This is a genomic window from Mycetocola manganoxydans (genome assembly GCF_003667545.1).
Taxonomy (GTDB): Bacteria; Actinomycetota; Actinomycetes; order Actinomycetales; family Microbacteriaceae; genus Mycetocola_A; species Mycetocola_A manganoxydans.
Genome location: NZ_RCUV01000006.1, coordinates 157,486 through 179,017 on the forward strand (window position 1 = coordinate 157,486; position 21,532 = coordinate 179,017).

Consider the following 21,532-nt stretch of genomic DNA (forward strand, 5'->3'; position numbering starts at 1 on the left):
TTCGACACGATGAGCGGTTCGACGAAATCACGCGGCGGACTGCTCCGGCCAGAGAAAGGCGACGCCGCCCATCGGGTCACCTTCGTCGAGTTGTTCTTCGACCTCGTCTTCGTCTTCGCGGTCACCCAGATCTCACACTCCCTGATCGAACACCAGGACGCACTCACCCTCGCGCAGACACTCATCCTGATCGGCGCCGTCTGGCGGGTCTGGGTCGACACCACCTGGGTGACCAACTGGCTCGACCCCGAGCACAGCCGGGTCCGGGGAATGCTGTTCGTCCTCATGCTCCTCGGAGTGCTGATGTCGAGCGCGATCCCCGAAGCCTTCGGGGATCGCGCACTTCTCTTCGCCGGCACCATGGTGACCCTCCAACTCGGCCGGAGTGTCTTCACCGCCCTCGCTTTCCGGCGTGCCCGGCCGGACAATTACCGCAACTACCTGCGGATCATCGTCTGGAATCTGGGCACGAGTGTGCTGTGGATCAGCGGCGCGTTCGTGCCGGACGAGACGCGACTCTGGGTCTGGCTGGCGGCCGTGATCATCGACATGGCGGGGCCCCGGCTCCGTTTCGCGGTTCCGGGACTCGGGCGATCGGATGTCGACTCGTGGAACGTCTCCGGTGAACACATGGCTGAACGCGTCAGCCTCTTCCTCATCATCGTCCTCGGCGAGTCCATCCTCATCACCGGCGGCTCCTTCGCCGACGGCAACCTCGGGCCGCTCGATGCGCTCGCCTTTCTCGCTGCGTTCACGAGCACCGTCCTCATGTGGCTGCTCTACTTCAACCACGGCCAGGAACACGGAAGCGACTACATCAGCGAATCGTCGCGGCCCGGTGTCGTCGCCCGCGCCGCGTACACCTACATCCCGATCCTCCTGGTCGTCGGCATCCTCCTGACGGCCGTCGCGGACGAGATCGTGCTCGTCCATCCGCTCGGCGGTGACGAGGGCCCTGGCCTCGAACGCTGGACCGCCGGACTCATCTGCGGGTCGAGCATCGTCTACCTTCTCGGCAACCTGTTGTTCAAGCACGCCGTCGGCCTCCGGTGGCTGAAGTCCCACCTCGCGGGTGCCGCCGCGCTTCTCGTACTCGCGCTCACGTTCTCGTCGATCGCTCCTCTGCTCCTGAGCTGGCTCGCCAACCTGATCCTCGTGGCCGTCGTCGTCTCCGACCACGTCAGCCACCGCAGACGTACGCGTGAGAGCGTCAGCCCCGGAGCCGCCTGAGGTAATAACGCACGGGCAGAAAGCGGATGCCGCGGGGAACCGCCGGCCAGATCACGCGCACGACACGGAGCATCCGGGCGAAGCGGCGCTGCTGCCGGGGGGTCCAGCGGAAACCGAACGGCTCCCGGAGGCGCGGAGGAAGCAGCCCCGCCGTCACCAGCCGCACCACGGGCAGCGACGCCCGGAGCCACAGCGGAGCCTGGCCGAGGGTGAGCAGCTGTGCGGCCACGCGGGCGGCGTCCGGTGTGACATCGAGCCGGTCGACCTCTGCGTCGAACCAGGCCCGGAAGTCCGAGCGGGTCTCCGGCCAGAGCTCGGCGGGCATCTGCAGGCCGGTGCCGAGCGCCGCGTATTCGCGGTAGAGCTCATCTGCTGCCGGGGCGGGAAGCGGGCCGAAGACGAGATCGTGGATCTGCACCGCTGTGTCATAGAGCGTCGCCGCGACCCAGAGCTGGAGTGCGGGGTCGAAAGCGGAATAAGCGGGGGAGGCAGCGCCTGCGGCATCCGACACGGGGCCGTGTGCTGTGTTGACACGCCTGGCGACGGCCGCGCGGTCCGCGTCTGTGCCGTAGGCCTGCGCGTAGCAGTACATCAGGGTGCCGTGCAGCCGGTCCAGGGGCCGCGCCGAGAAGTCGCTGTGGGCGGCGACGCCGGCGCCGACGGCGGGGTTGGCTATCTGAAGCAGGATGGCGCGAGCGCCGCCGGCGACAAGGATGGCGTCGCCTCCGGTCTCGCGCAGGGTACTCACGCGGGCCACTGTAGTCGAGCTCGACAGAGGCGTGCCTGCGCTTCGCCGCAACGAAGTAGAGTGGAAGCGGCCCATATTTCTCTCGGCGTCGAGATACCTCACGCCGGGATCGCCAACGCGAACACCAGCATCACACCCAGCGGAACGGAAACCCACGTGGATCTTTACGAGTACCAGGCACGAGACCTGTTCGAAAAATACGAGGTCCCGGTGCTCCCGGGCATCGTCGCGGAAACGGCGGAGGAGGTGCGCGCTGCCGCTGAGAAGCTCGGCGGCGTCGTCGTCGTCAAAGCCCAGGTGAAGGTCGGAGGCCGCGGCAAGGCCGGCGGAGTCAAGGTCGCCAAGACCCCAGACGAGGCATTCGAAGCAGCCCAGGCCATCCTTGGCCTCGACATCAAGGGTCACGTCGTCAAGCGCGTCATGGTCGCCGGCGGCGCCCGGATCGCCCAGGAGTTCTACTTCTCGGTCCTGCTCGACCGGGCCAACCGGTCCTACCTGTCGCTCACGAGCGTCGAGGGTGGAGTCGAGATCGAGGTCCTCGCCGTCGAGCGGCCCGAAGCGCTCGCTCGCATCGAGATCGACCCGCTCGAGGGCATCGACGCCGCGAAGGCGCGCGAGATCGCCGTTGCAGCGAACTTCCCGGCCGAACTCGTCGACAAGGTCGCCGACGTCTTCGTCAAGCTCTACAACGTCTACAAGGGTGAGGACGCGACGCTCGTCGAGGTCAACCCGCTCGTCCTCACCGAGGAGGGCGACATCATCGCCCTCGACGGCAAGGTCACGCTCGATGAGAACGCCGACTTCCGTCACGCCTCGCACGCGAAGCTCGAGGACAAGGACGCTGCGGACCCGCTCGAGGCGAAGGCAAAGGCCGCTGACCTCAACTACGTCAAGCTCGACGGCGAAGTGGGCGTCATCGGCAACGGCGCCGGCCTCGTCATGTCGACCCTCGACGTCGTCGCATACGCCGGAGAGAACCACGGCGGCGTGAAGCCGGCGAACTTCCTCGACATCGGCGGCGGAGCATCCGCAGAGGTCATGGCGGCCGGACTCGACGTCATCCTCGGTGACCCCCAGGTCAAGAGTGTCTTCGTCAACGTGTTCGGCGGAATCACCGCGTGCGACGCGGTCGCGAAGGGCATCGTCGGCGCGCTCGCCGAACTCGGCTCAGCGGCCAACAAGCCCCTCGTCGTTCGCCTCGACGGCAACAACGTCGAAGAAGGCCGACGCATCCTCAACGAGGCAAACCACCCGCTGGTGACCCTCGCCGCAACCATGGACGAAGGCGCCGACAAGGCCGCCGAGCTGGCTTCGAAGTAAAAGGACGAACGAAACATGTCAATTTTCCTCAATAAGGACTCCAAGGTCATCGTCCAGGGCATCACCGGCGGCGAAGGAACCAAGCACACCGCCCTCATGCTCAAGGCGGGCACCAACGTCGTCGGCGGCGTGAACGCACGCAAGGCAGGCACCACCGTTCTCCACGGTGACGTCGAACTGCCCGTCTTCGGCACAGTGGCTGAGGCGATCGAGAAGACCGGCGCCGACGTGTCGATCGCTTTCGTGCCGCCCGCCTTCACCAAGGACGCCGTCATCGAAGCGATCGATTCCGAGATCCCGCTGCTCGTCATCATCACCGAGGGCGTACCCGTCGGAGACTCGGCCGAATTCTGGGCTTACGCGCAGAAGAAGGGCAACAAGACCCGGATCATCGGCCCCAACTGCCCCGGCATCATCACACCGGGCGAAGCCCTCGTCGGGATCACCCCGGCGAACATCACCGGCAAGGGCCCGATCGGCCTCGTCTCGAAGTCGGGAACACTGACCTACCAGATGATATACGAGCTGCGCGAGATCGGCTTCTCGACCGCCATCGGCATCGGCGGAGACCCGATCATCGGGACCACCCACATCGACGCGCTCGCCGCGTTCGAGGCGGACCCTGAGACCAAGGCCATCGTCATGATCGGTGAGATCGGCGGTGACGCTGAAGAGCGCGCGGCCGACTACATCAAGGCACACGTGACCAAGCCCGTCGTCGGCTACGTCGCAGGCTTCACCGCTCCTGAGGGCAAGACCATGGGCCACGCAGGCGCCATCGTCTCGGGCTCCGCCGGGACAGCAGCCGCCAAGCAGGAGGCTCTCGAAGCAGCAGGCGTCAAGGTCGGCAAGACGCCGTCCGAAACCGCACGACTGATGCGCGAGATCATCGCCGGACTGTAACCGGCTCGAACGAAAATCACCGAAGGGCGGCAGGAAACTGCCGCCCTTCGTCGTGTTCAACCCGGCTGCGACAGGGACGCCAGCTAAACTTCGAGTCGAATGAACCGCACAACAGTCGCCATGCTCGCCGCGCTCGAGGCGCTCATCACCGTCGCCATCGGCATCGGTATCTCCCTCGTGCCCCTCACCATCCTCTGGGCTGTCGAAGCGGGGTTCTCGCTCGACTGGACGCTGTTCTGGCAAGGCGCCGTCGACATCTGGCTCCTCAGCAACGGCGTCGACCTCTCGGTGACTCTGCCTGCCGAGGTCGTCGCGGCCACCGGTCTCGCTGCGGCGAGTGATCCGTTTCCCGTGACGATCGCGCCGCTCGTCCTCACCGGGTTCACCGTGATCATGGGAGCCCGCGCCGGCATCCGCGCGGCCGCGACGCGCTACTGGCAGACCGCCGTTCTCTCCGGACTCGTCACCGTGCTCGTCCTCAACGCGCTCGCGGCATTCAGTGCACAGGGCGAACTTCTCCGGCCATCGCTCCCGCAGGCGCTTCTCCTGCCGCTGCTCGTCTACGGATTCGGCCTCGCCATCGGTGTCGTCCGAGGAATGCACCGGATCCCGGTTGGCCGCGAAGGAGCGGCCGGGCGGTTCCTGGCCGGGATACAGGATCGCCTCGACGAACGCTTCGACCGCACCGACCGGGCCGTGGCCGCCGCCGCACTCCGGGGTGGCGTCGCCGCTGTCACGGGAATCGTCGGCGTCTCTGCGGTGCTCTTCGCCGTTCTGATCCTCGCGAATTTCGGTGTGGTGACGAGCCTGTACCAGGGGTCTCAGCTCGGAGGGATCGGTGGAGCGGCGACGACGCTCGCGCAACTGGCGTTCATCCCCAACCTCGTACTCTGGGCCGCCTCCTGGCTCGTCGGCCCCGGATTCGCGCTCGGAGCAGGCAGCGCGATCTCACCGGTGAACACGGTCGTCGGGCCTGTGCCGGGGCTGCCGATCCTCGGTGCGATCCCCAGCGGGGACTTCGCATTCGGATTCGTGGGTCTGCTGGTCCCGGTCCTGATCGGTTTCTTCGCGGCATCTCTCGTTCGCCCCCGCCTTGTCGCGGCTCTCGCGGGGCGGCCGCTCGTCGCCCGGCTTCTCATCGCTGCAGCGGGGATCGGCCTGGTCGCCGGGGTGATTCTCGGACTCCTGGCCTGGTTCTCCGGTGGTGCGATCGGCCCCGGACGGCTCGCCGTCGTCGGCCCGAACCCGGTCCTGGTCGGCGCCTTCTGCGCCATCGAGGTAGCGATCGCGGCCGCGATCGGCATGGCATCCGGAAACACCCGGCGCGAAGCGGCCCCCGCGGCCTCCCCGTTGAGGACCGCGGAACGAGTGCGGTAGCGCTCCGACATCTGGCCGGTGCCTGGCCCGCGCCACCGGTAGAATCGGCACGTGCTCTCAATCGTCGTGCTGATCTCGGGCACGGGGTCCAACCTCCGTGCGCTCCTCGAAGCCTCTGCAGACGCTGAGTACCCGGCGCGCGTGATCGCCGTTGGCGCTGACCGTGAAGCGCCGGGACTGTCACACGCCGAAGGGTTCGGGGTTCCGACCTTCCTCGTGCCGTACAGCTCTTACGAATCGCGGGAAGCGTGGGGCGAGGCGCTTCTCGAGCAGGTCCGGGTCTGGAATCCCGACCTCGTCGTCCTCAGCGGGCTCATGCGGCTCCTGCCACCGGGGGTCGTCGACGCGCTTTCTCCGCACCTGATCAACACCCACCCGGCGTACCTCCCAGAGTTCCCGGGAGCACACGGCGTCCGGGATGCGATTCGCGCAGGGGTCGATCAATCCGGGGCATCCATCATCGTCGTCGACAACGGAGTCGACCAGGGCCCGATCATCGTCCAGGAACGGGTCGCCGTCCTCCCGGGCGACACCGAACACGACCTCCACGAACGCATCAAACCCGTCGAACGTCGGCTGCTCGTGCAGACGGTCCTCGACATCGCCAACGGACTCGACCTCGGCGCACTGTCGACGAGACCTCTTCCCGCATCAATCAAGGAGTAGACCATGGCAGGCCCCAGCCACGACAGAAGCCTCTACCGCGAACGTGACATCGTTCCCATTGAGCGAGCACTCATCTCGGTCAGCGACAAGACCGGACTCATCGATCTGGCACGCGCGCTCGCGGGCGCTGGCGTCGAGATCGTGTCGACGGGGTCGACAGCACAGACCATCCGGGATGCCGGTTTCGACGTCACCGACGTCGCATCCGTCACCGGGTTCCCCGAGTCGCTCGACGGCCGGGTGAAGACGCTTCACCCCTCCGTGCACGCTGGTCTTCTGGCCGACCTGCGCCTCGAGTCACACGAACAGCAGCTCGACGACCTCGGGGTCGAGCCGTTCCAGCTGGTTGTCGTCAACCTGTACCCCTTCGTCGAAACGGTGGCGAGCGGGGCAGAGAACGACGATGTCGTCGAACAGATCGACATCGGCGGCCCGGCGATGGTGCGCGCTGCCGCGAAGAATCACCCCAACGTGGCGATCGTCGTCTCCCCTGAGAGCTACGGAGAAGTCATCGAAGCGGTCAAGGCGGGCGGCACCAGCCTCGCCCAGCGCAGGGAGCTCGCCGCCAGGGCGTTCTCGCACACGGCCGCGTACGACACCGCGGTCGCCGGATGGTTCACGGACACGGCCGAGGGATTCGGCGCATCGCTCACCATCCAGGCCGAGATCGCCCACGTGCTCCGTTACGGCGAGAACTCGCACCAGGAAGCGGCGCTGTACCTGCGTGCGGGCGGGCAGGGCATCGCCCAGGCGACGCAACTCGGTGGCAAGGAGATGAGCTACAACAACTTCGTCGACGCAGACGCTGCCGTGCGAGCGGCATACGACTTCAGTGAGCCGGCCGTCGCGATCATCAAGCACGCGAACCCCTGCGGCATCGCCGTTGCGGCACCCAAGGCACCGGATGCGATCGCCTCGGCGCACAGCCGCGCCCACGCCTGCGACCCGGTCTCGGCCTTCGGTGGAGTGATCGCGGCGAACCGCATGGTCACCCTCAAGATGGCCGAAACCATCCGTGAGATCTTCACCGAGGTCCTTGTCGCCCCCGGGTTCGACGAAGACGCGCTCGACGTGCTTCGCACCAAGAAGAACCTGCGTCTTCTCCAGCTGCCTGACGGTTTCGCTCCCGAACCGCTCGAGGCCAAGCAGGTCTCCGGCGGCATCCTCGTGCAGCAGGCTGACCGCTTCCCCCGCGAATCGGTCAGCTCGACCTGGACGCTCGCATCCGGTGAACCGGCCGACGCCGAGACACTCGCCGACCTCGCTTTCGCCTGGAAGGCGTGCCGGTCCGTGAAGTCGAACGCGATCCTGCTCGCTCACGCCGGGGCATCCGTCGGTGTGGGAATGGGACAGGTCAACCGGGTCGACTCCTGCCACCTCGCGGTCACCCGGGCCGGTGACCGGGCTGCCGGTTCGGTCGCGGCCTCCGACGCGTTCTTCCCCTTCGCCGACGGATTGCAGGTGCTTCTCGACGCCGGAGTGCGCGCCGTCGTGCAGCCGGGTGGATCCGTGCGCGACCCCGAGGTCATCGCTGCGGCGCAGGCCGCAGGGGTGACGATGTATTTCACCGGGGAGCGCCACTTCTTCCACTGAGGCTGGTGAAGGGCTTCAGTCACTGGCCGCTAGGCTGAAGCCCATGACACTTTCGTGGGGCCGCCGGCTCGTTTCCTCGTTCCTGGCCGCCCTGAGCGTTGCCGTCCTCACCCACGCCGCGAGCGTCTTTCTGTTCTTCGTCTCGCAGCAGTATCAGCCGACGACGCTGCCCCAGGTCAGCGACTTCTACTTCCTCGCCACGCTGTTCTCGATCGTCCTGCTCGTCGTCTTCGCTCTGATCGGCGGCTTCACTCGCTGGTACACGGCGCTCGCCTCCGGGTTCTTCACAGGCATCGTCGCGTGCCTCGTCGGCACCGGGATCTCCACCGTTGCCCAGGGGTTCGCGATCGACGCTGACACCATCTCCTACCTGTGGGGCACGTTCCTGACCCTCAATGGCGTCTACGTCGTCGTCGCATCGATCCTCGCGGCGACCGTCGGCCGCGCCGTCTACAACCGGGTGATCGGCTTCCGGCGCGGAACCGAGAAGAGCGCCGAGCGTCGCATCGCTCTCGTCCGGATGCCGGCCGGGAACCTCGCCGAAGGACAGCTCACCCACCTCGAACGCACCGCCGTCGACACCGAGCTCGCTGACAAGCAGTGGGACGGCTATGTCGCCGCCCTCGAGAACAACGGCTGGACGACACGCGAAGTACCGTTCGCTGACACTCTGCCGGACTCCGTTTTCGTCGAAGACACCCTCGTGCTGCTCGGGAACACCGCCGTCGTGACGCGCCCGGGAGCCAAGAGCCGCCGGGAAGAAAACGACGCCGCAGAGCAGACCGCCCAGGACCTCGGGCTCTCGATCGAACGCATCATGAGCCCAGGCACCCTCGAGGGCGGCGATGTGCTCAAGGTCGGTTCGACCCTGTACGTCGGCCGGTCAAGCAGGACAAACGCAGACGGCATCCGTCAACTGCGCGCCATCGCCACCGGGCTGGGATACACGGTCGTCGTCGTTCCGGTCACCCGTGCCCTGCATCTCAAGACAACGGTCACCGCTCTGCCGGACGGCACCATCCTCGGGCACCGGGATCTGGTCGACGACCCAGCATTCTTCCCGCACTTCGTCGAGGTCCCTGAGCGGGAAGGCGTCGCCGTCGTCGTGCTCAGCGAGGACACGCTCCTCGTCTCAGCTTCAGCGCCGGGAACGGTCGCCCTTCTCGAGGATCGCGGCTACACCGTTGTTCCCGTCGACATCAGCGAGTTCGAAAAGCTCGAGGGATGCGTGACCTGCCTCTCCGTACGGGTGCGATAGCTCCCGAAAAGTTCTTGCCTCCCACACGCCCTCGGTAATAGGCTTGAGGGCTGTCGCGGTCCGGTTCCTGCCGAGTCGCGGACGCAGTTGAGGACACGCTCAACGGGCTCGAGGAGGATTGTCATGACGTATTCCAGCACGCCGACACCAGTAGCGGCGAGAACCGGCGTCACAATCCAGAGCGCCTTTTCCGGGCGCCGACCGGCCGGATCCTAGGCCGGTAAACCCCCGCGCTGTGGCACGCCCCGTGTTCGATTCCTGAAAGTCGGAATCCTCTCTCTTCGTTTCGCGTTCCCCCGGGGAAACGCATCCCATTCCGGGTATCTGCAGCGCTGTCAACTGTGACCGCGCAGGAAGACCAGTTTTCTCATGTCTCGTCACCCTGACGACAAGAAGTCCCACCAGTCCGAGCTGTCGACCGCTCGAGCGCTCTGGCGGATCCTGCCGTACGCCCGCAAGGCACTGCCGCGCATCTCGCTCGGCATGGCCGCTGCCCTTGCGGCCGGTCTCGTGGCTCTCGGTATCCCGCTGATCCTCGAGAGCCTCGTCGACGGGCCGCTCTCGACGGGAGACACCTCCCAGATCTGGTGGGCGGTCCTCGCTGTGCTCGGTCTCGGTGTGCTCGAGGCGGCGATGATCGCGTTACGCCGGTGGTTCGTGCTCAAGCCGGGCACCTACGTCGAAGCCGGAATGCGCAACGCTCTCTACGCCAGGCTGCAGGACCTGCCGGTGTCGTTCCACGACCGGTGGCAGTCCGGCCAGCTGCTGTCGCGTGCCGTCAGCGACCTCAACCTGATCCGGCGCTGGCTGTCTTTCGGTCTCGTGCTCCTCGTCGTGAATGCGGTGACCGTCGTCATCGGAGCCGTCGTGCTGTTCTACTGGCACTGGCTGCTCGGACTGATCTTCCTCGTCCTCGCCGTGCCGATCTGGATCTACGGCTTCGTGTTCGAGAAGAAGTACTCGATCATCGCCCGTCGCAGTCAGGACCAGGCGGGCGACCTCGCGACCGCCGTCGAGGAATCGGTTCACGGCATCCGGGTGCTCAAGGCATTCGGACGCGGCACGTACGCCCTGCGCAATTTCGAATCCCAGGCGGAGAGCCTGCGCGGAACGGAGATCGAGAAAGCCAAGGCGATCGCCGGGATCTGGCTCTGGCTGCTGTTGCTGCCCGACGTTGCCTTCGCGCTGTGTCTGCTGACCGGCGTCTGGCTCGCCTCGACCGGTGAGATCACCGTCGGGCAATTGTTCGCGTTCTTCGCGACGGCGACGGTGCTGCGCTTCCCGATCGAGTCGATCGGTTTCCTCCTTTCGATGACATTCGACACGCGCTCAGCCACCGACCGTTTCTTCGAGGTCCTCGACACCCCGAACACGATCACCGATCCCGAGAACCCCACGACGATCGCCGACGTCCGCGGGCGTCTCAGTTTCGAGAACACCCACTTCCGGTACCAGGACTCTCCCGCGGATGTCCCCGACCTCCTGAACGGCGTGACACTGACGCTCGAGCCGGGGGAGACCATGGCGCTTGTCGGGCTCACCGGATCGGGCAAGTCCACGCTGACCGCGCTCACCACCCGCTTGTACGACGTCACCGGTGGCGCTGTGACGCTCGACGGTGTCGACGTCCGCGATCTCACACGGGATGAACTCCGCAGGCACATCGCGATGGCGTTCGAGGACGCGACGCTGTTCTCGGCATCCGTTCGCGAGAACATCCTTCTCGGTCGAGGCGACCTCGACCCGAACAGTGCAGAAGCGAACGCCGTGCTCGACGAAGCACTCGACATCGCGCAGGCGAACTTCGTGCGCGATCTACCCGACGGCGTCGAGACGACGGTCGGTGAAGAAGGGCTGAGCCTCTCCGGCGGCCAGCGCCAGCGACTCGCCCTCGCCCGTGCTGTCGCGGCGAAACCTGCCGTGCTCGTGCTCGACGACCCGCTCTCAGCCCTCGACGTCGACACCGAAGCGCTCGTCGAGGCCGCGCTGCGGCGTGTTCTCGCCTCGACGACAGCGCTCATCGTCGCACACAGGCCATCGACGGTGATGCTCGCCGACCGGGTGGCGCTCCTCGAGAACGGCAGGGTGACGGCTGTCGGACGGCACAGTGAGCTTCTCCTGAGCAGCGAGCACTACAAATTCGTGATCTCGAGTCTCGAAGACGAAGAACGGCGCGAGGCCGCGGAGAAGATCGACAAGACTCTCGACGAGGCCGCGAACACAGACACCGTGGAGGCGGGAGCATGAGCACCAGCACAGTTTCTGGAGTCGAGGGCGAGGAACGCGACGACTTCACCAAGCAGGAAAGCGCACAGATCCGTTCCCGGTCGCTCCGGCTTCTCGGGTCCCTTCTGCTCCCGCTGCGGCTGCGTGTCGTTCTGACGATGCTCGTCGTCGTGGTGTCCACGGCATCGCAAGTGGCAGGCCCCGCGCTCATCGCGTTCGGCATCGACCGCGGCCTGCCCGCGGTGCTCGAGCGGAATGACTGGATGCCAGCGTCCCTGATCGTCGGCCTCTACCTGATCACGGGTGTCATCGGTGCCGGGCTCATGGCCTGGTACACGGTCCTCAGCGCGAGGATCAGCCAGGCCATCCTCATCGATCTCCGCAAGCGAGTGTTCCTGCACACCCAGCGCCTGAGCCTCGAGTTCCACGAGAGCTACACCTCCGGCCGGATCATCTCGCGCCAGACGAGCGACCTCGACGCCATCAAGGAACTCCTCGATTCTGGCATCAACCAGCTCGTGTCCGGGTTCCTCTTCATGCTCTTCACGGGGATCGCGCTGTTCCTCATCGACGGCACAAGCGGGCTCGTCCTGCTCGGAGCGCTCGTCCCGCTGTACTTCCTCACCCGCTGGTTCCAGAAACGATCCCAGACGCTGTTCCGGCAGTCGCGCGTGGCATCCGCCAAGGTGATCGTGCAGTTCGTGGAGACGATGACCGGCATCCGTGCCGTGAAGGCGTTCCGCAAGGAGAAGCGCAACGAGAAGCAGTTCGGGCAGCTCGTCGAGAACTACCGCGACGTCAACGCCCGGGTGATCCAGCTCTTCGGCGTCTTCGACCCCGGACTCGTCCTCATCGGCAACGTCGCTGTCGCCACTGTTCTGCTCGTCGGCGCCTTCCGGATCGTCGACGGCTCGCTCGCGATCGGCGCGCTCCTCGCGGTCGTGCTGTACACCCGCCGGTTCTTCGACCCGATGGAGGAGATGGCGATGTTCTACAACTCCTACCAGTCGGCTGCCGCCGCGCTCGAGAAGATCTCGGGTGTGCTGGAGGAGAAGCCGACGGTGCCTGACCCGGCCGAACCCGTCGACCTGTGGAAGGCACGCGGTCACGTCAACTTCGACAACGTGACGTTCGCATACAAGGGAGACCAGGTCGTGCTCCCGAATTTCACCCTCGACATGCCGGCCGGGCAGACCATCGCCCTTGTCGGGTCGACAGGAGCGGGCAAGTCCACGCTCGCGAAGCTCATCTCGCGGTTCTACGATCCGACGGAAGGCTCCGTCACCCTCGACGGCGTCGACCTGCGCAAGCTGCACCCCAAGGATCTTCGGCGCGCGATCGTCATGGTGACACAGGAGGCCTACCTGTTCTCCGGTTCGGTGGCAGACAACATCGCGATCGGCAAACCGGATGCCACGGCGGACGAGATCACGGCGGCCGCGAAGGCGGTCGGTGCCGACGAGTTCATCCGTTCGCTTCCGAACGGGTACGACACCGACGTCAACAAGCGCGGAGGGAGGGTGTCGGCCGGCCAGCGCCAGCTCATCTCGTTCGCCCGTGCGTTCCTCGCTGACCCGGCTGTGCTCATCCTCGACGAGGCGACGGCGTCGCTCGACATCCCGAGCGAGCGGCTCGTGCAGGAAGCGTTGCAAACCCTCCTCGCCGATCGCACCGCCGTGATCATCGCGCACCGGCTGTCCACCGTTGCCATCGCCGATCGGGTGCTCGTGATGGAACACGGCCGGATCGTGGAGGACGGGACGCCGCGTGACCTCATCGCGGGAACGGGACGGTTCGCACAGTTGCACGCCGCCTGGCGGGATTCACTGGTCTAGCGTTCGCGCTCAAGCGCCCTCACGTGCGGTCACGGGGAGGCGACGATCCCTCTCGCGTGCGCGATGGCATCCGGGGTGTCTTCGAAGATCCTGCCTCGCTCACGCAGGTGAGGGGCGGTCCCGAGCCTACGCAGGATTTCGCCGTGACCCGGCCGGACCCCGGAGACGAGCACGACGATGCCGCGGCGCTCGAGCCGCGCGATCGCGTCATCAAGCATGAGGCCGCCCGTCGCGTCGAGGGTCGTCACGCGACTCATCCGGAGGATGACGACGGAGACGTCACTCACGTCCGCGAGTTCGAGCAGGAAGCGGTGCGCGGCACCGAAGAAGAGCGGGCCGTCGAACCGGTACGCCACGATGTTCTCGTCGGCTAGGGCTCGCTCTTCGTCGAAGTGGTCGGTGGTATCGAGGGGGACCTGTTCGAGCTGGGCCGATTGGGCGACGGCCCGCAGTGCGAGAATCGCAGCGGCGGCGAGGCCGACAACGACGGCGGTGACGAGGTCGACGAGGACAGTGACCAAAAAGGTCAGCACGAGAACAACGGCATCCGAGCGGGTCGATGCGAGGAGTGCCCGAACCGCTCCCACCTGGACCATCTGGATGGTTGTCGCCAGGAGAACGCCGGCGAGGGCGGCGAGCGGAATCAGTCCGACGAGCGGGCTGATCGCCAGCACGACGATGAGCAGGATGGCCGAGTGGCTGATGGCAGACAGCCGCGACGCGGCCCCCGCGCGTGCGTTCACGGCGGTTCGGGCGATCGCCGCCGTCGCAGGCACGCCACCGAAGAATGGGACGACCATGTTCGCGAGGCCCTGACCGAGTAACTCCCGGTCCGGATCGTGTTCCTCGCCGACGCGCATGCCATCCGCAACCGTGGCGCAGAGGAGGCTCTCCAGCGCACCGAGCGCTGCGACGGCGATCGCGCTGGGCAGCAGGGATGCCGCATTGCCCCAATCGAGGAACGCAGCGGATGGACTGCCGATGGGTGCGGGGAGCTCGCCGATCGATGGCAGGGCGAAACCGGCACCGACCGCGGTCGCCGTCACAGCGATCACGGCGATCAGCGACACGGGAAGCGACGGTTTCAGCCGCGCGACGATCAGGATCATCGCCGCGACAACGACGGTGATGACGGGCGGGATCCAGTTGGGGTCTTCGAGAAACCGAGCGACGGCGTCCGCAGCGAGGGGGAGGACCTGTTCCTGGTCACCGGGTGCAACGCCAAGCATGTTGGGTACCTGCTGGAGAGCGATCACCACGGCGATTCCCACGGTGAAGCCCTCGATGAGCGAAGCAGGGAGGTAGCGAACGAACTTTCCGACCCCGCTCACCGCGAGGATGATCAGCAGGACACCCGCCATCAGGCCGACCTGCAGAACACCGCCGACGCCGAAGTTGTGCACGACGGGAACGAGGACAACAGTCATCGCACCGGTCGGACCGGAGATCTGCAGGTTGCTGCCTCCGAAGATCGCGGCGATGATTCCAGCGAGGATGGCCGTCGTGAGTCCGGCGCCCGCTCCAAGCCCGGATGCCACCCCGAAGGCGAGCGCGAGCGGGAGAGCGACGATCGCGACGGTCGCGCCGGCGAGCAGATCACGGAGCGGACTCCGCGCCATGGCGGTGTAGTCGGAGACCCGGGGCAGAAGGCGTCCGAATCGGCCCGCCCCGCGCCGGGCATCTGTCGGCCCGGTCGTCACGCTCGCCGGCTCGCTGAGTCGTCCAGGCCGGCGAGGAGGTCTGCCCGGTCACGGAGTCCATCGAGGATCATCTGCCTCGCGGTTGTCAGGATGGAGGACATCGCGGGGTGTCGAAGTGCGTAGAAGATGGTGTTCCCCTCGCGTCTGGTGCTCACGACACCGGCGCGACGCAGCACCGCGAGCTGCTGGGAGAGATTCGACACCTCGGAATTGAGCGCTTCGGCGATCGATCCGACCGAACGCTCGCCGGAGACAAGTTGCTCAAGAACCTGGATGCGCACCGGGTGGCCGAGCGCTTTGAAGAGCTCTGCCTTGAGTTCAGCGACGGGCAGCTGACTTTGTTCCATGTATCTAGCTATATCGCTAGATAGCTAGATATGCAACTAATGAACGTCGCGCGATCAGAGAAAAGCGGATGCCGCGACGCGGTAACCCCCGTCGGCACGCGTCACGAGCGGGGTCCCCTCAGCGCGGTAGTGCTGCAGGGCTTCGTCGTCATGGCAGGACGGCGGCAGCCCGCCGGCGCGAACGACGCGCCACCACGGCACCTCGCCGCCGTACCGGGACATGACCCGCCCGACGCCGCGGGCTGACCGCGAGCCGAGCGTTGCGGCGACCTGGCCGTAAGCCATGACGCGCCCAGGGGGGATACCAGCGACAACATCGAGGACGGCGTCGACGAATTCGTCCGGCCCGAGCCGGTCGGGGTCAGAGCTTGCGGACGGCGATGGTCTCGCCATACTGCGTCTCGCCGACGGGCTCGAATCCGACGTGGAGGAAGAACTGCTCCGGTCCGGATTCGCCGGGCTCGAAGATGACATTGACATGGTCGAAGCCGCGCTTGGCGGCTTCCTCGCTTAGCGCCTTGACGGCGTAGGTGCCGACGCCGCGACCCTGGTCGTCTGCATCGACGTTGATCCGCCACAGGATGCTCGCGAACTCGTCGTCACTGTCCTGGTCGAAGTTCGCCTGGACAAAGCCGACGACCTCGTCACCGTCGAGAACGACCCGCTGCCAGCTCGTTTCGGGGTTCACGACCGCTGCGGCCACCGAATACGACACCGGGGCGACGAACTGTTCCTGGCCGGGCTTCAGGGTCAGTGCATTGACCGCGACGATGGTTGAGGCGGACAGTTCTTCAAGTCTGAGCTCAGGCATGCAGCCAAGGGTATCGCCAAGTAGAGCCGGACGGGTAGCTCGGTTACCGGGCGTGACACAATTCACGCGCTGTTCACGCCCGCGATCGCAGGCAGGATGTGGCACGGCAAGATGTCTCGATATCAAGATAGTTGCGAGCCTCGGGTAAGCTGGACCGCGGCCGGTAAGGCCCCACAGACTAGGAGCTCTTCATTGTCAAAAATTAAGGTTGAAGGCACCGTCGTCGAACTCGACGGCGACGAGATGACCCGCATCATCTGGCAGTCCATCAAAGACACCCTGATCCACCCGTACCTCGACGTGAACCTCGAGTACTACGACCTCGGCATCCAGAAGCGTGACGAGACCGACGATCAGATCACGATCGACGCCGCTCACGCCATCCAGAAGCACGGCGTCGGCGTCAAGTGCGCGACCATCACCCCCGACGAAGCACGCGTTGAGGAATTCGGCCTCAAGAAGATGTGGCGGAGCCCGAACGGGACCATCCGCAACATCCTCGGCGGCGTCATCTTCCGCGAGCCGATCATCATCTCGAACATCCCGCGCCTCGTGCCGGGCTGGAACAAGCCGATCATCATCGGCCGCCACGCGTTCGGCGACCAGTACCGCGCGACCGACTTCCTGTTCAAGGGCAAGGGAACCCTCACCGTCGAGTTCACCCCCGAGGACGGCTCCGAGCCCCAGAAGTTCGAGGTCTACCAGTCCCCGGGCGACGGCATCGCACAGGTGCAGTACAACCTCGACGAGTCCATCCGTGACTTCGCGCGTGCGAGCCTCAACTACGGCCTGACCCGCAACTACCCGGTGTACCTCTCGACCAAGAACACCATCCTCAAGGCATACGACGGCCGGTTCAAGGACATCTTCCAGGAGATCTTCGACGCCGAGTTCAAGGAGCAGTTCGACGCTGCCGGTCTGACCTACGAGCACCGCCTCATCGACGACATGGTGGCATCCGCCATGAAGTGGGAGGGCGGCTACGTCTGGGCCTGCAAGAACTACGACGGAGACGTCCAGTCAGACACCGTCGCGCAGGGCTTCGGCTCGCTCGGCCTGATGACGAGCGTTCTGGCCACGCCGGACGGCAAGATCGTCGAGGCTGAGGCGGCGCACGGCACCGTGACCCGCCACTACCGCCAGCACCAGCAGGGCAAGCCGACGTCGACCAACCCGATCGCGTCGATCTTCGCCTGGACGCGGGGGCTCGCCCACCGCGGGAAGCTGGACAACAACGACGCGCTCATCGAGTTCGCCGCGACGCTCGAGGACGTCGTCATCAAGACGGTCGAGTCCGGCAAGATGACGAAGGACCTCGCGCTCCTCGTCGGACCTGACCAGGCATTCCAGACGACCGAGGAATTCCTCGCCGAGATCACGGCGAACCTCAAGACCCGCCTGGGCTAAGCCCGGAAAAACGGATGCCCCCGATCACGAGATCGGGGGCATTCGTCGTTGACGGGGCGGGGTCAGGGCTTGCAGACCGTCTGGACGTCGGCGAACGTGGTCTGGATGTCGCCGAGAGCGTCGGTCAGTGCCGTCGTCTCGATGTTCTCGGGGTCGTCTGCGGCCGCACGCATCTCGACCGCGAAGGCATCGAGCGCCTTCTCGGCTGCGTTCGTCGTCTTCTTCACCTCTTCGTTGCTGATCTTCTCGTTCGCGCCGGAGAAGGATGCGGCGAGGTCGTCGACGGCGTCTGCGCCGGCGGCGGGATCGCTGCCGAACGACGTCACGCTCTCCGAGAGGTCTTCCTGGGCCTTCTCCATGGTGGTCTGCACGATGGTGCAGGCGTCGGCCGTCGACTGGCCGCCGGCGCAACCCGTCAGCAGCAGTCCGGCGACAGCAAGGATGCCGAGAGCGGATACTCGGGCGGAACGGAGTGTGGGCACAGGAGATCCTCTGGTTTTCTCGGCGGGGGATTTGGCACACACACTATCAGCAGCTCTCTGGAAAACGCCGGGGGAGAGGTTCTGCCAAACTGGGAGTTCGGAGCAAAGAAAGCGGGCGCAATGGCAGAGATCGTAATCGTCGAGAACGCACAGGCGGCTGGTGAGCTCGTCGCGGATGCGATCGCCTCACTGATTGCGTCGAAGCCGGATGCCGTGCTCGGCCTCGCGACCGGATCCACACCGCTGCCGGTCTACCAGGCGCTCGCGGCGAGGGCAGCGCAGCTCGACCTCGGCCGGGTCTCCGGCTTCGCGCTCGACGAATATGTCGGGCTGCCGGTCTCGCACCCGGAGAGTTACCGCTCGGTCATCACCCGTGAGGTCGTCGAGCCGATCGGGCTGGATCCGAAGCTCATCCACGTGCCCGACGGAGCGGTCGACACCATCCAGTCGGCGGGCAGCGAGTACGAACGCGCGATCATGTCCGCCGGTGGCGTCGACCTCCAGATCCTCGGTGTCGGCACCGACGGTCACATCGGATTCAACGAACCCGGCTCGTCCTTCGCCTCGCTCACCCGAGTGAAGACTCTGACGGAGCAGACCCGCCGCGACAACGCGCGCTTCTTCGACTCCCCGGACCAGGTTCCCATGCACTGCATCACGCAGGGACTCGGAACGATTCTGCGCGCCCGCCATCTCGTACTGCTCGCGTTCGGGGAGAAGAAGGCGGCGGCCGTCGCGGCATCCGTCGAGGGACCGCTGACGGCAATGGTTCCCGGGTCAGCGATCCAGTTGCACCCGCACGCCACCGTGGTTCTCGACGAGGCAGCCGCATCTCAGCTGCAGCTCGCGGACTATTACCGGTACACCTGGGCGAACAAGCCCGAGTGGCAGGGCATCTGAGCTCGAGTTGCCCGGTTTCGCGGGTGCCAGGCGGGCGCAACCCGTGTAGGTGGGCAACTCGCGTTCTCTAGAACACCTTGCCGGGGTTGAGGATGCCCTGCGGGTCGAAGACTCGCTTGATCTGACGCTGAAGGTCGAGCTGGTCATCGCCGAGCTCCAGGCCGAGCCAGCGCTTCTTGAGGATTCCGATCCCGTGCTCACCGGTGAGGGTTCCGCCGAGCCGGAGCGCCGTCGCAAACAATTCGTCTGCCGCCTGCCAGATCATGTCGGGGACTTCGGTGCCCTCGAAGATGAAGTTCGGGTGAAGGTTGCCGTCTCCGGCGTGAGCGACGGTGGGGATGCGGATGCCGTACCGCTGCTCGATCCGGACGATCTCCGCGAACATCGCTGGCAGCGCTGTGCGCGGCACGGACACGTCCTCGATCAGCGTCGTCCCCAGGCGTTCCATCGCCGGGTGCATCGACCGGCGGACGGCGAGGAGGCGCTCGCCCTCGACGGGATCGGTCGACAGGGACGCCCGGCCGCCGAGGGAGTGCAGGATCGCGAGTGCTGCATCCGCTTCCTGCTGCGCGGCCGGCCCATCGGTCTGGACGACGAGGTGGGCTTCGCCCGTCGTGATCCCAGGCAGGGACAGCAGGGTCGAGACCGCCTCGAGCGAGGCGGAGTCCATCAGTTCCATGACGGAGGGCTGGATCCCCGCCGCTGTGATCGCGGCGGCCGCTGCCGCGGCATCCGTCACGCTGGGGAAATAAGAGGCGATCGTCGCGACGACGCCGGGGACGGCCCTGCGGATGCGCACCGTCGCTTCGACGATGACACCGAGAAGCCCCTCCGAACCGACCATGAGCGCGGTCAGGTCGAGCCCGGTGACGCCTTTGACGCTGCGGTGGCCGAGGTCGAGCAGACGGCCGTCTGCGAGCACGACCTTGAGGCCGAGCACAGCGTCGCGGGTGACGCCGTACTTGGCGCACAACAGTCCGCCCGCGTTGGTGGCGATGTTGCCTCCGACCGTCGAGATCGCCTTCGAAGCGGGGTCAGGCGCGAACCAGAAGCCGCGCTCGCCGAGGATCTCATTGAACCGGCCGTTGAGGATGCCGGGTTCGACGACGGCCAGCTGGTCGGCTTCGTTGATCTCGAGGACGCGGTTCATCGCCATGGTGGAAAGCACGATCTCACCGCCGGACGCGATCGCGCCGCCGGCGAGCCCGGTGCCCGCCCCGCGGGTGACAACAGGAGTGCCGGTTTCCGTCGCGATACGCAGGACGGTCTGCACATCGGCGATCGACCGCGCGGAGACAAGGGCGAGGGGAGCGGATGCCGACCGGTGGCCGGACTTGTCTGCCTGCGCGATCGAGAGCGCCACGGCATCCGTCACGACGGCATCGCCGAGTTCGGCGACGAGCCTCGCGAGGACGTCGGTCACGCCAGTTCCCGCCTGCCGTTCACCACTCCGCTGATGGTCGCGAGGAGACCGAACGCGACGGCGACGACCGGCACGCCGAGGTCCCACCAGGCGAGGGCTGCGGCACCCATGACGGCGATCTCGACGATCGCCTTTCCGTAGACGTCGACGGAGAACACGGCCTTGGGGGAGCGGAAGAGCCCCCAGAGCAGAATCGCGACGACGGGCAGCAGGAGGCCGATGACGATGTTCCAGGGCATCGGCCAGGACAGGAACCCCCAAATGCCGAGGCTGATCGCCGCGAAGATTTCGAGGAAGAAACGGAGGATGTCATTGGGGGTGACACTGACTTTGTCGCTGGATTCCGGCACCGGTCCAGTGTAGACGTTCGTCATTTGAAGATGATCGTGCGGGCGCCGTCGAGAAGCACGCGATCCTCCGCGAACCACTTGACGGCCTGGGTCAGGGTGCGGCTCTCTTCGTCCTGGCCGATGGCGACGAGTTCTGAAGCGCTTCGGGAATGGTCGACGCGGACGACGTTCTGCTCGATGATCGGCCCCTCATCGAGGTCGCTCGTGACGAAGTGCGCCGTCGCCCCGATGAGCTTCACGCCGCGAGCGTGTGCCTGACGGTACGGGTTTGCGCCCTTGAAACCGGGGAGGAAGGAATGGTGGATGTTGATGGCCCGGCCGGCGAGGCGTTCACACAGCTCGGGGGAGAGGATCTGCATGTACCGGGCGAGCACGACCAGTTCGATGTCGAACTCGTCGACGACTTCGAGAATGCGGCGCTCGAATGCGGCCTTCGACGCGGCATCCGTCACCGGCCGGGACTCGAACGGAACCCCGTAGAACGCGGCAATGTCACGGAGCGTTCCGTGGTTCGAGAGCACGAGCGGGATCTCGACGCTCAACTGCCCCGCACGCTGCCGGAACAGCAGGTCGTTGACGCAGTGCGCCGCCGTCGATGCGAGCACGAGCGTACGCAGCGGGCGGCCCACGTCGTCGAGCCGCCAGGTCATCTCGTACTCCTCCGCGATCGGAACGAGGACCGCCTCGAACTCGGCTCGATCGCCGGGGGATTCGACCTGCAGTCGCATGAAGAACCGGCCGGTGTCAGCGCTGGAGAACTGCTGGCTCTCGGTGATGTTGCCTCGAGCAGAGACGATCGCCCCGCTGATCGCGTGAACGATGCCCGGGCGGTCGGCGCAGACGAAGGTCAAAACCCAGTGGTTGAGGGGCTCACGGGGGGCGTCGGGGATAGTCACGCTCCTAGGCTATTGCAGTCGGATGCTGCCGGACGCCCTGTTGGCGCTCGCTCCGTTAGA

20 protein-coding genes are annotated in these 21,532 nt (G+C 66.1%); 11 read left to right on the plus strand and 9 right to left on the minus strand.

Features of this window, described 5'->3' with window-relative positions; genetic code table 11:
• The first annotated feature begins 9 nt into the window (after positions 1-9).
• On the plus strand, positions 10-1,230 hold the full coding sequence (locus D9V29_RS06340; RefSeq protein ID WP_121672492.1) for a low temperature requirement protein A: 1,221 nt from the start codon (positions 10-12) through the stop codon (positions 1,228-1,230).
• On the opposite strand, the gene D9V29_RS06345 is transcribed toward D9V29_RS06340, so the two are convergent.
• Positions 1,211-1,978 carry an oxygenase MpaB family protein gene (locus D9V29_RS06345; RefSeq protein ID WP_229790491.1) on the minus strand — a complete coding sequence of 256 codons (768 nt, stop codon included), beginning with the start codon at positions 1,976-1,978 and terminating at the stop codon, positions 1,211-1,213. The genes D9V29_RS06340 and D9V29_RS06345 overlap by 20 nt on opposite strands.
• Positions 1,979-2,134: 156 nt before the next feature.
• Here D9V29_RS06345 and sucC point away from each other — a divergent pair, with 156 nt between their 5' ends.
• The 8 genes from sucC (at position 2,135) to D9V29_RS06385 (ending at position 13,156) form a co-directional block, all read left to right on the plus strand.
• Positions 2,135-3,298: an ADP-forming succinate--CoA ligase subunit beta gene (gene sucC / locus D9V29_RS06350; RefSeq protein WP_121672494.1), complete on the plus strand. Its 1,164-nt coding sequence runs from the start codon at positions 2,135-2,137 to the stop codon at positions 3,296-3,298.
• Positions 3,299-3,313: 15 nt separating this feature from the next.
• A complete protein-coding gene (gene sucD, locus D9V29_RS06355) occupies positions 3,314-4,201 on the plus strand; it encodes a succinate--CoA ligase subunit alpha (RefSeq protein WP_121672495.1) in 888 nt (295 codons plus the stop codon).
• Between the two features lie 99 nt (positions 4,202-4,300).
• Positions 4,301-5,578: a cell division protein PerM gene (locus tag D9V29_RS06360; protein WP_121672496.1), complete on the plus strand. Its 1,278-nt coding sequence runs from the start codon at positions 4,301-4,303 to the stop codon at positions 5,576-5,578.
• A 51-nt stretch (positions 5,579-5,629) separates the two neighbouring features.
• On the plus strand, positions 5,630-6,244 hold the full coding sequence (gene purN / locus D9V29_RS06365) for a phosphoribosylglycinamide formyltransferase (RefSeq protein ID WP_121672497.1): 615 nt from the start codon (positions 5,630-5,632) through the stop codon (positions 6,242-6,244).
• Positions 6,245-6,247: 3 nt separating this feature from the next.
• A complete protein-coding gene (purH, locus tag D9V29_RS06370; protein ID WP_121672498.1) occupies positions 6,248-7,837 on the plus strand; it encodes a bifunctional phosphoribosylaminoimidazolecarboxamide formyltransferase/IMP cyclohydrolase in 1,590 nt (529 codons plus the stop codon).
• 43 nt (positions 7,838-7,880) lie between these two features.
• Positions 7,881-9,095: a dimethylargininase gene (gene ddaH, locus D9V29_RS15200; protein ID WP_121672499.1), complete on the plus strand. Its 1,215-nt coding sequence runs from the start codon at positions 7,881-7,883 to the stop codon at positions 9,093-9,095.
• 369 nt (positions 9,096-9,464) lie between these two features.
• Positions 9,465-11,342 carry an ABC transporter ATP-binding protein gene (locus D9V29_RS06380; protein WP_121672500.1) on the plus strand — a complete coding sequence of 626 codons (1,878 nt, stop codon included), beginning with the start codon at positions 9,465-9,467 and terminating at the stop codon, positions 11,340-11,342.
• A complete protein-coding gene (locus D9V29_RS06385) occupies positions 11,339-13,156 on the plus strand; it encodes an ABC transporter ATP-binding protein (protein WP_121672501.1) in 1,818 nt (605 codons plus the stop codon). Before D9V29_RS06380 ends, D9V29_RS06385 begins: the two co-directional genes overlap by 4 nt.
• Before the next feature lie 29 nt (positions 13,157-13,185).
• On the opposite strand, the gene D9V29_RS06390 is transcribed toward D9V29_RS06385, so the two are convergent.
• The 4 genes from D9V29_RS06390 to D9V29_RS06405 are packed head-to-tail and all read right to left on the minus strand — an operon-like array spanning position 13,186 to position 16,014.
• Positions 13,186-14,856, minus strand: coding sequence for a SulP family inorganic anion transporter (locus D9V29_RS06390; RefSeq protein WP_220699929.1), 1,671 nt, complete (start codon positions 14,854-14,856; stop codon positions 13,186-13,188).
• Positions 14,853-15,203: an ArsR/SmtB family transcription factor gene (locus D9V29_RS06395; RefSeq protein WP_121672502.1), complete on the minus strand. Its 351-nt coding sequence runs from the start codon at positions 15,201-15,203 to the stop codon at positions 14,853-14,855. Before D9V29_RS06395 ends, D9V29_RS06390 begins: the two co-directional genes overlap by 4 nt.
• Before the next feature lie 54 nt (positions 15,204-15,257).
• Positions 15,258-15,596, minus strand: coding sequence for an MGMT family protein (locus tag D9V29_RS06400; protein ID WP_121672503.1), 339 nt, complete (start codon positions 15,594-15,596; stop codon positions 15,258-15,260).
• Positions 15,565-16,014: a GNAT family N-acetyltransferase gene (locus D9V29_RS06405; RefSeq protein WP_121672504.1), complete on the minus strand. Its 450-nt coding sequence runs from the start codon at positions 16,012-16,014 to the stop codon at positions 15,565-15,567. Before D9V29_RS06405 ends, D9V29_RS06400 begins: the two co-directional genes overlap by 32 nt.
• A gap of 192 nt (positions 16,015-16,206) precedes the next feature.
• Here D9V29_RS06405 and D9V29_RS06410 point away from each other — a divergent pair, with 192 nt between their 5' ends.
• A complete protein-coding gene (locus D9V29_RS06410; protein ID WP_121672505.1) occupies positions 16,207-17,421 on the plus strand; it encodes an NADP-dependent isocitrate dehydrogenase in 1,215 nt (404 codons plus the stop codon).
• A gap of 62 nt (positions 17,422-17,483) precedes the next feature.
• On the opposite strand, the gene D9V29_RS06415 is transcribed toward D9V29_RS06410, so the two are convergent.
• Positions 17,484-17,903, minus strand: coding sequence for a hypothetical protein (locus D9V29_RS06415; protein ID WP_121672506.1), 420 nt, complete (start codon positions 17,901-17,903; stop codon positions 17,484-17,486).
• 120 nt (positions 17,904-18,023) lie between these two features.
• On the opposite strand from D9V29_RS06415, the gene nagB reads away from it, so the two are divergent.
• Positions 18,024-18,803 (plus strand): glucosamine-6-phosphate deaminase, encoded by a 780-nt coding sequence (gene nagB, locus D9V29_RS06420; protein ID WP_121672507.1) that lies wholly within the window; start codon positions 18,024-18,026, stop codon positions 18,801-18,803.
• 67 nt (positions 18,804-18,870) lie between these two features.
• Here nagB and D9V29_RS06425 read toward each other — a convergent pair whose 3' ends face one another.
• From D9V29_RS06425 to purU, 3 genes are read right to left on the minus strand one after another with little or no spacing between them, the layout of a single operon-like run.
• Positions 18,871-20,226 carry an FAD-binding oxidoreductase gene (locus D9V29_RS06425; protein ID WP_121672508.1) on the minus strand — a complete coding sequence of 452 codons (1,356 nt, stop codon included), beginning with the start codon at positions 20,224-20,226 and terminating at the stop codon, positions 18,871-18,873.
• A complete protein-coding gene (locus D9V29_RS06430; RefSeq protein ID WP_121672509.1) occupies positions 20,223-20,600 on the minus strand; it encodes a YrdB family protein in 378 nt (125 codons plus the stop codon). The genes D9V29_RS06425 and D9V29_RS06430 overlap by 4 nt, the downstream gene beginning before the upstream one ends.
• Positions 20,597-21,472: a formyltetrahydrofolate deformylase gene (purU, locus tag D9V29_RS06435; protein WP_373294820.1), complete on the minus strand. Its 876-nt coding sequence runs from the start codon at positions 21,470-21,472 to the stop codon at positions 20,597-20,599. Before purU ends, D9V29_RS06430 begins: the two co-directional genes overlap by 4 nt.
• Between the last annotated feature and the right edge of the window lie 60 nt (positions 21,473-21,532).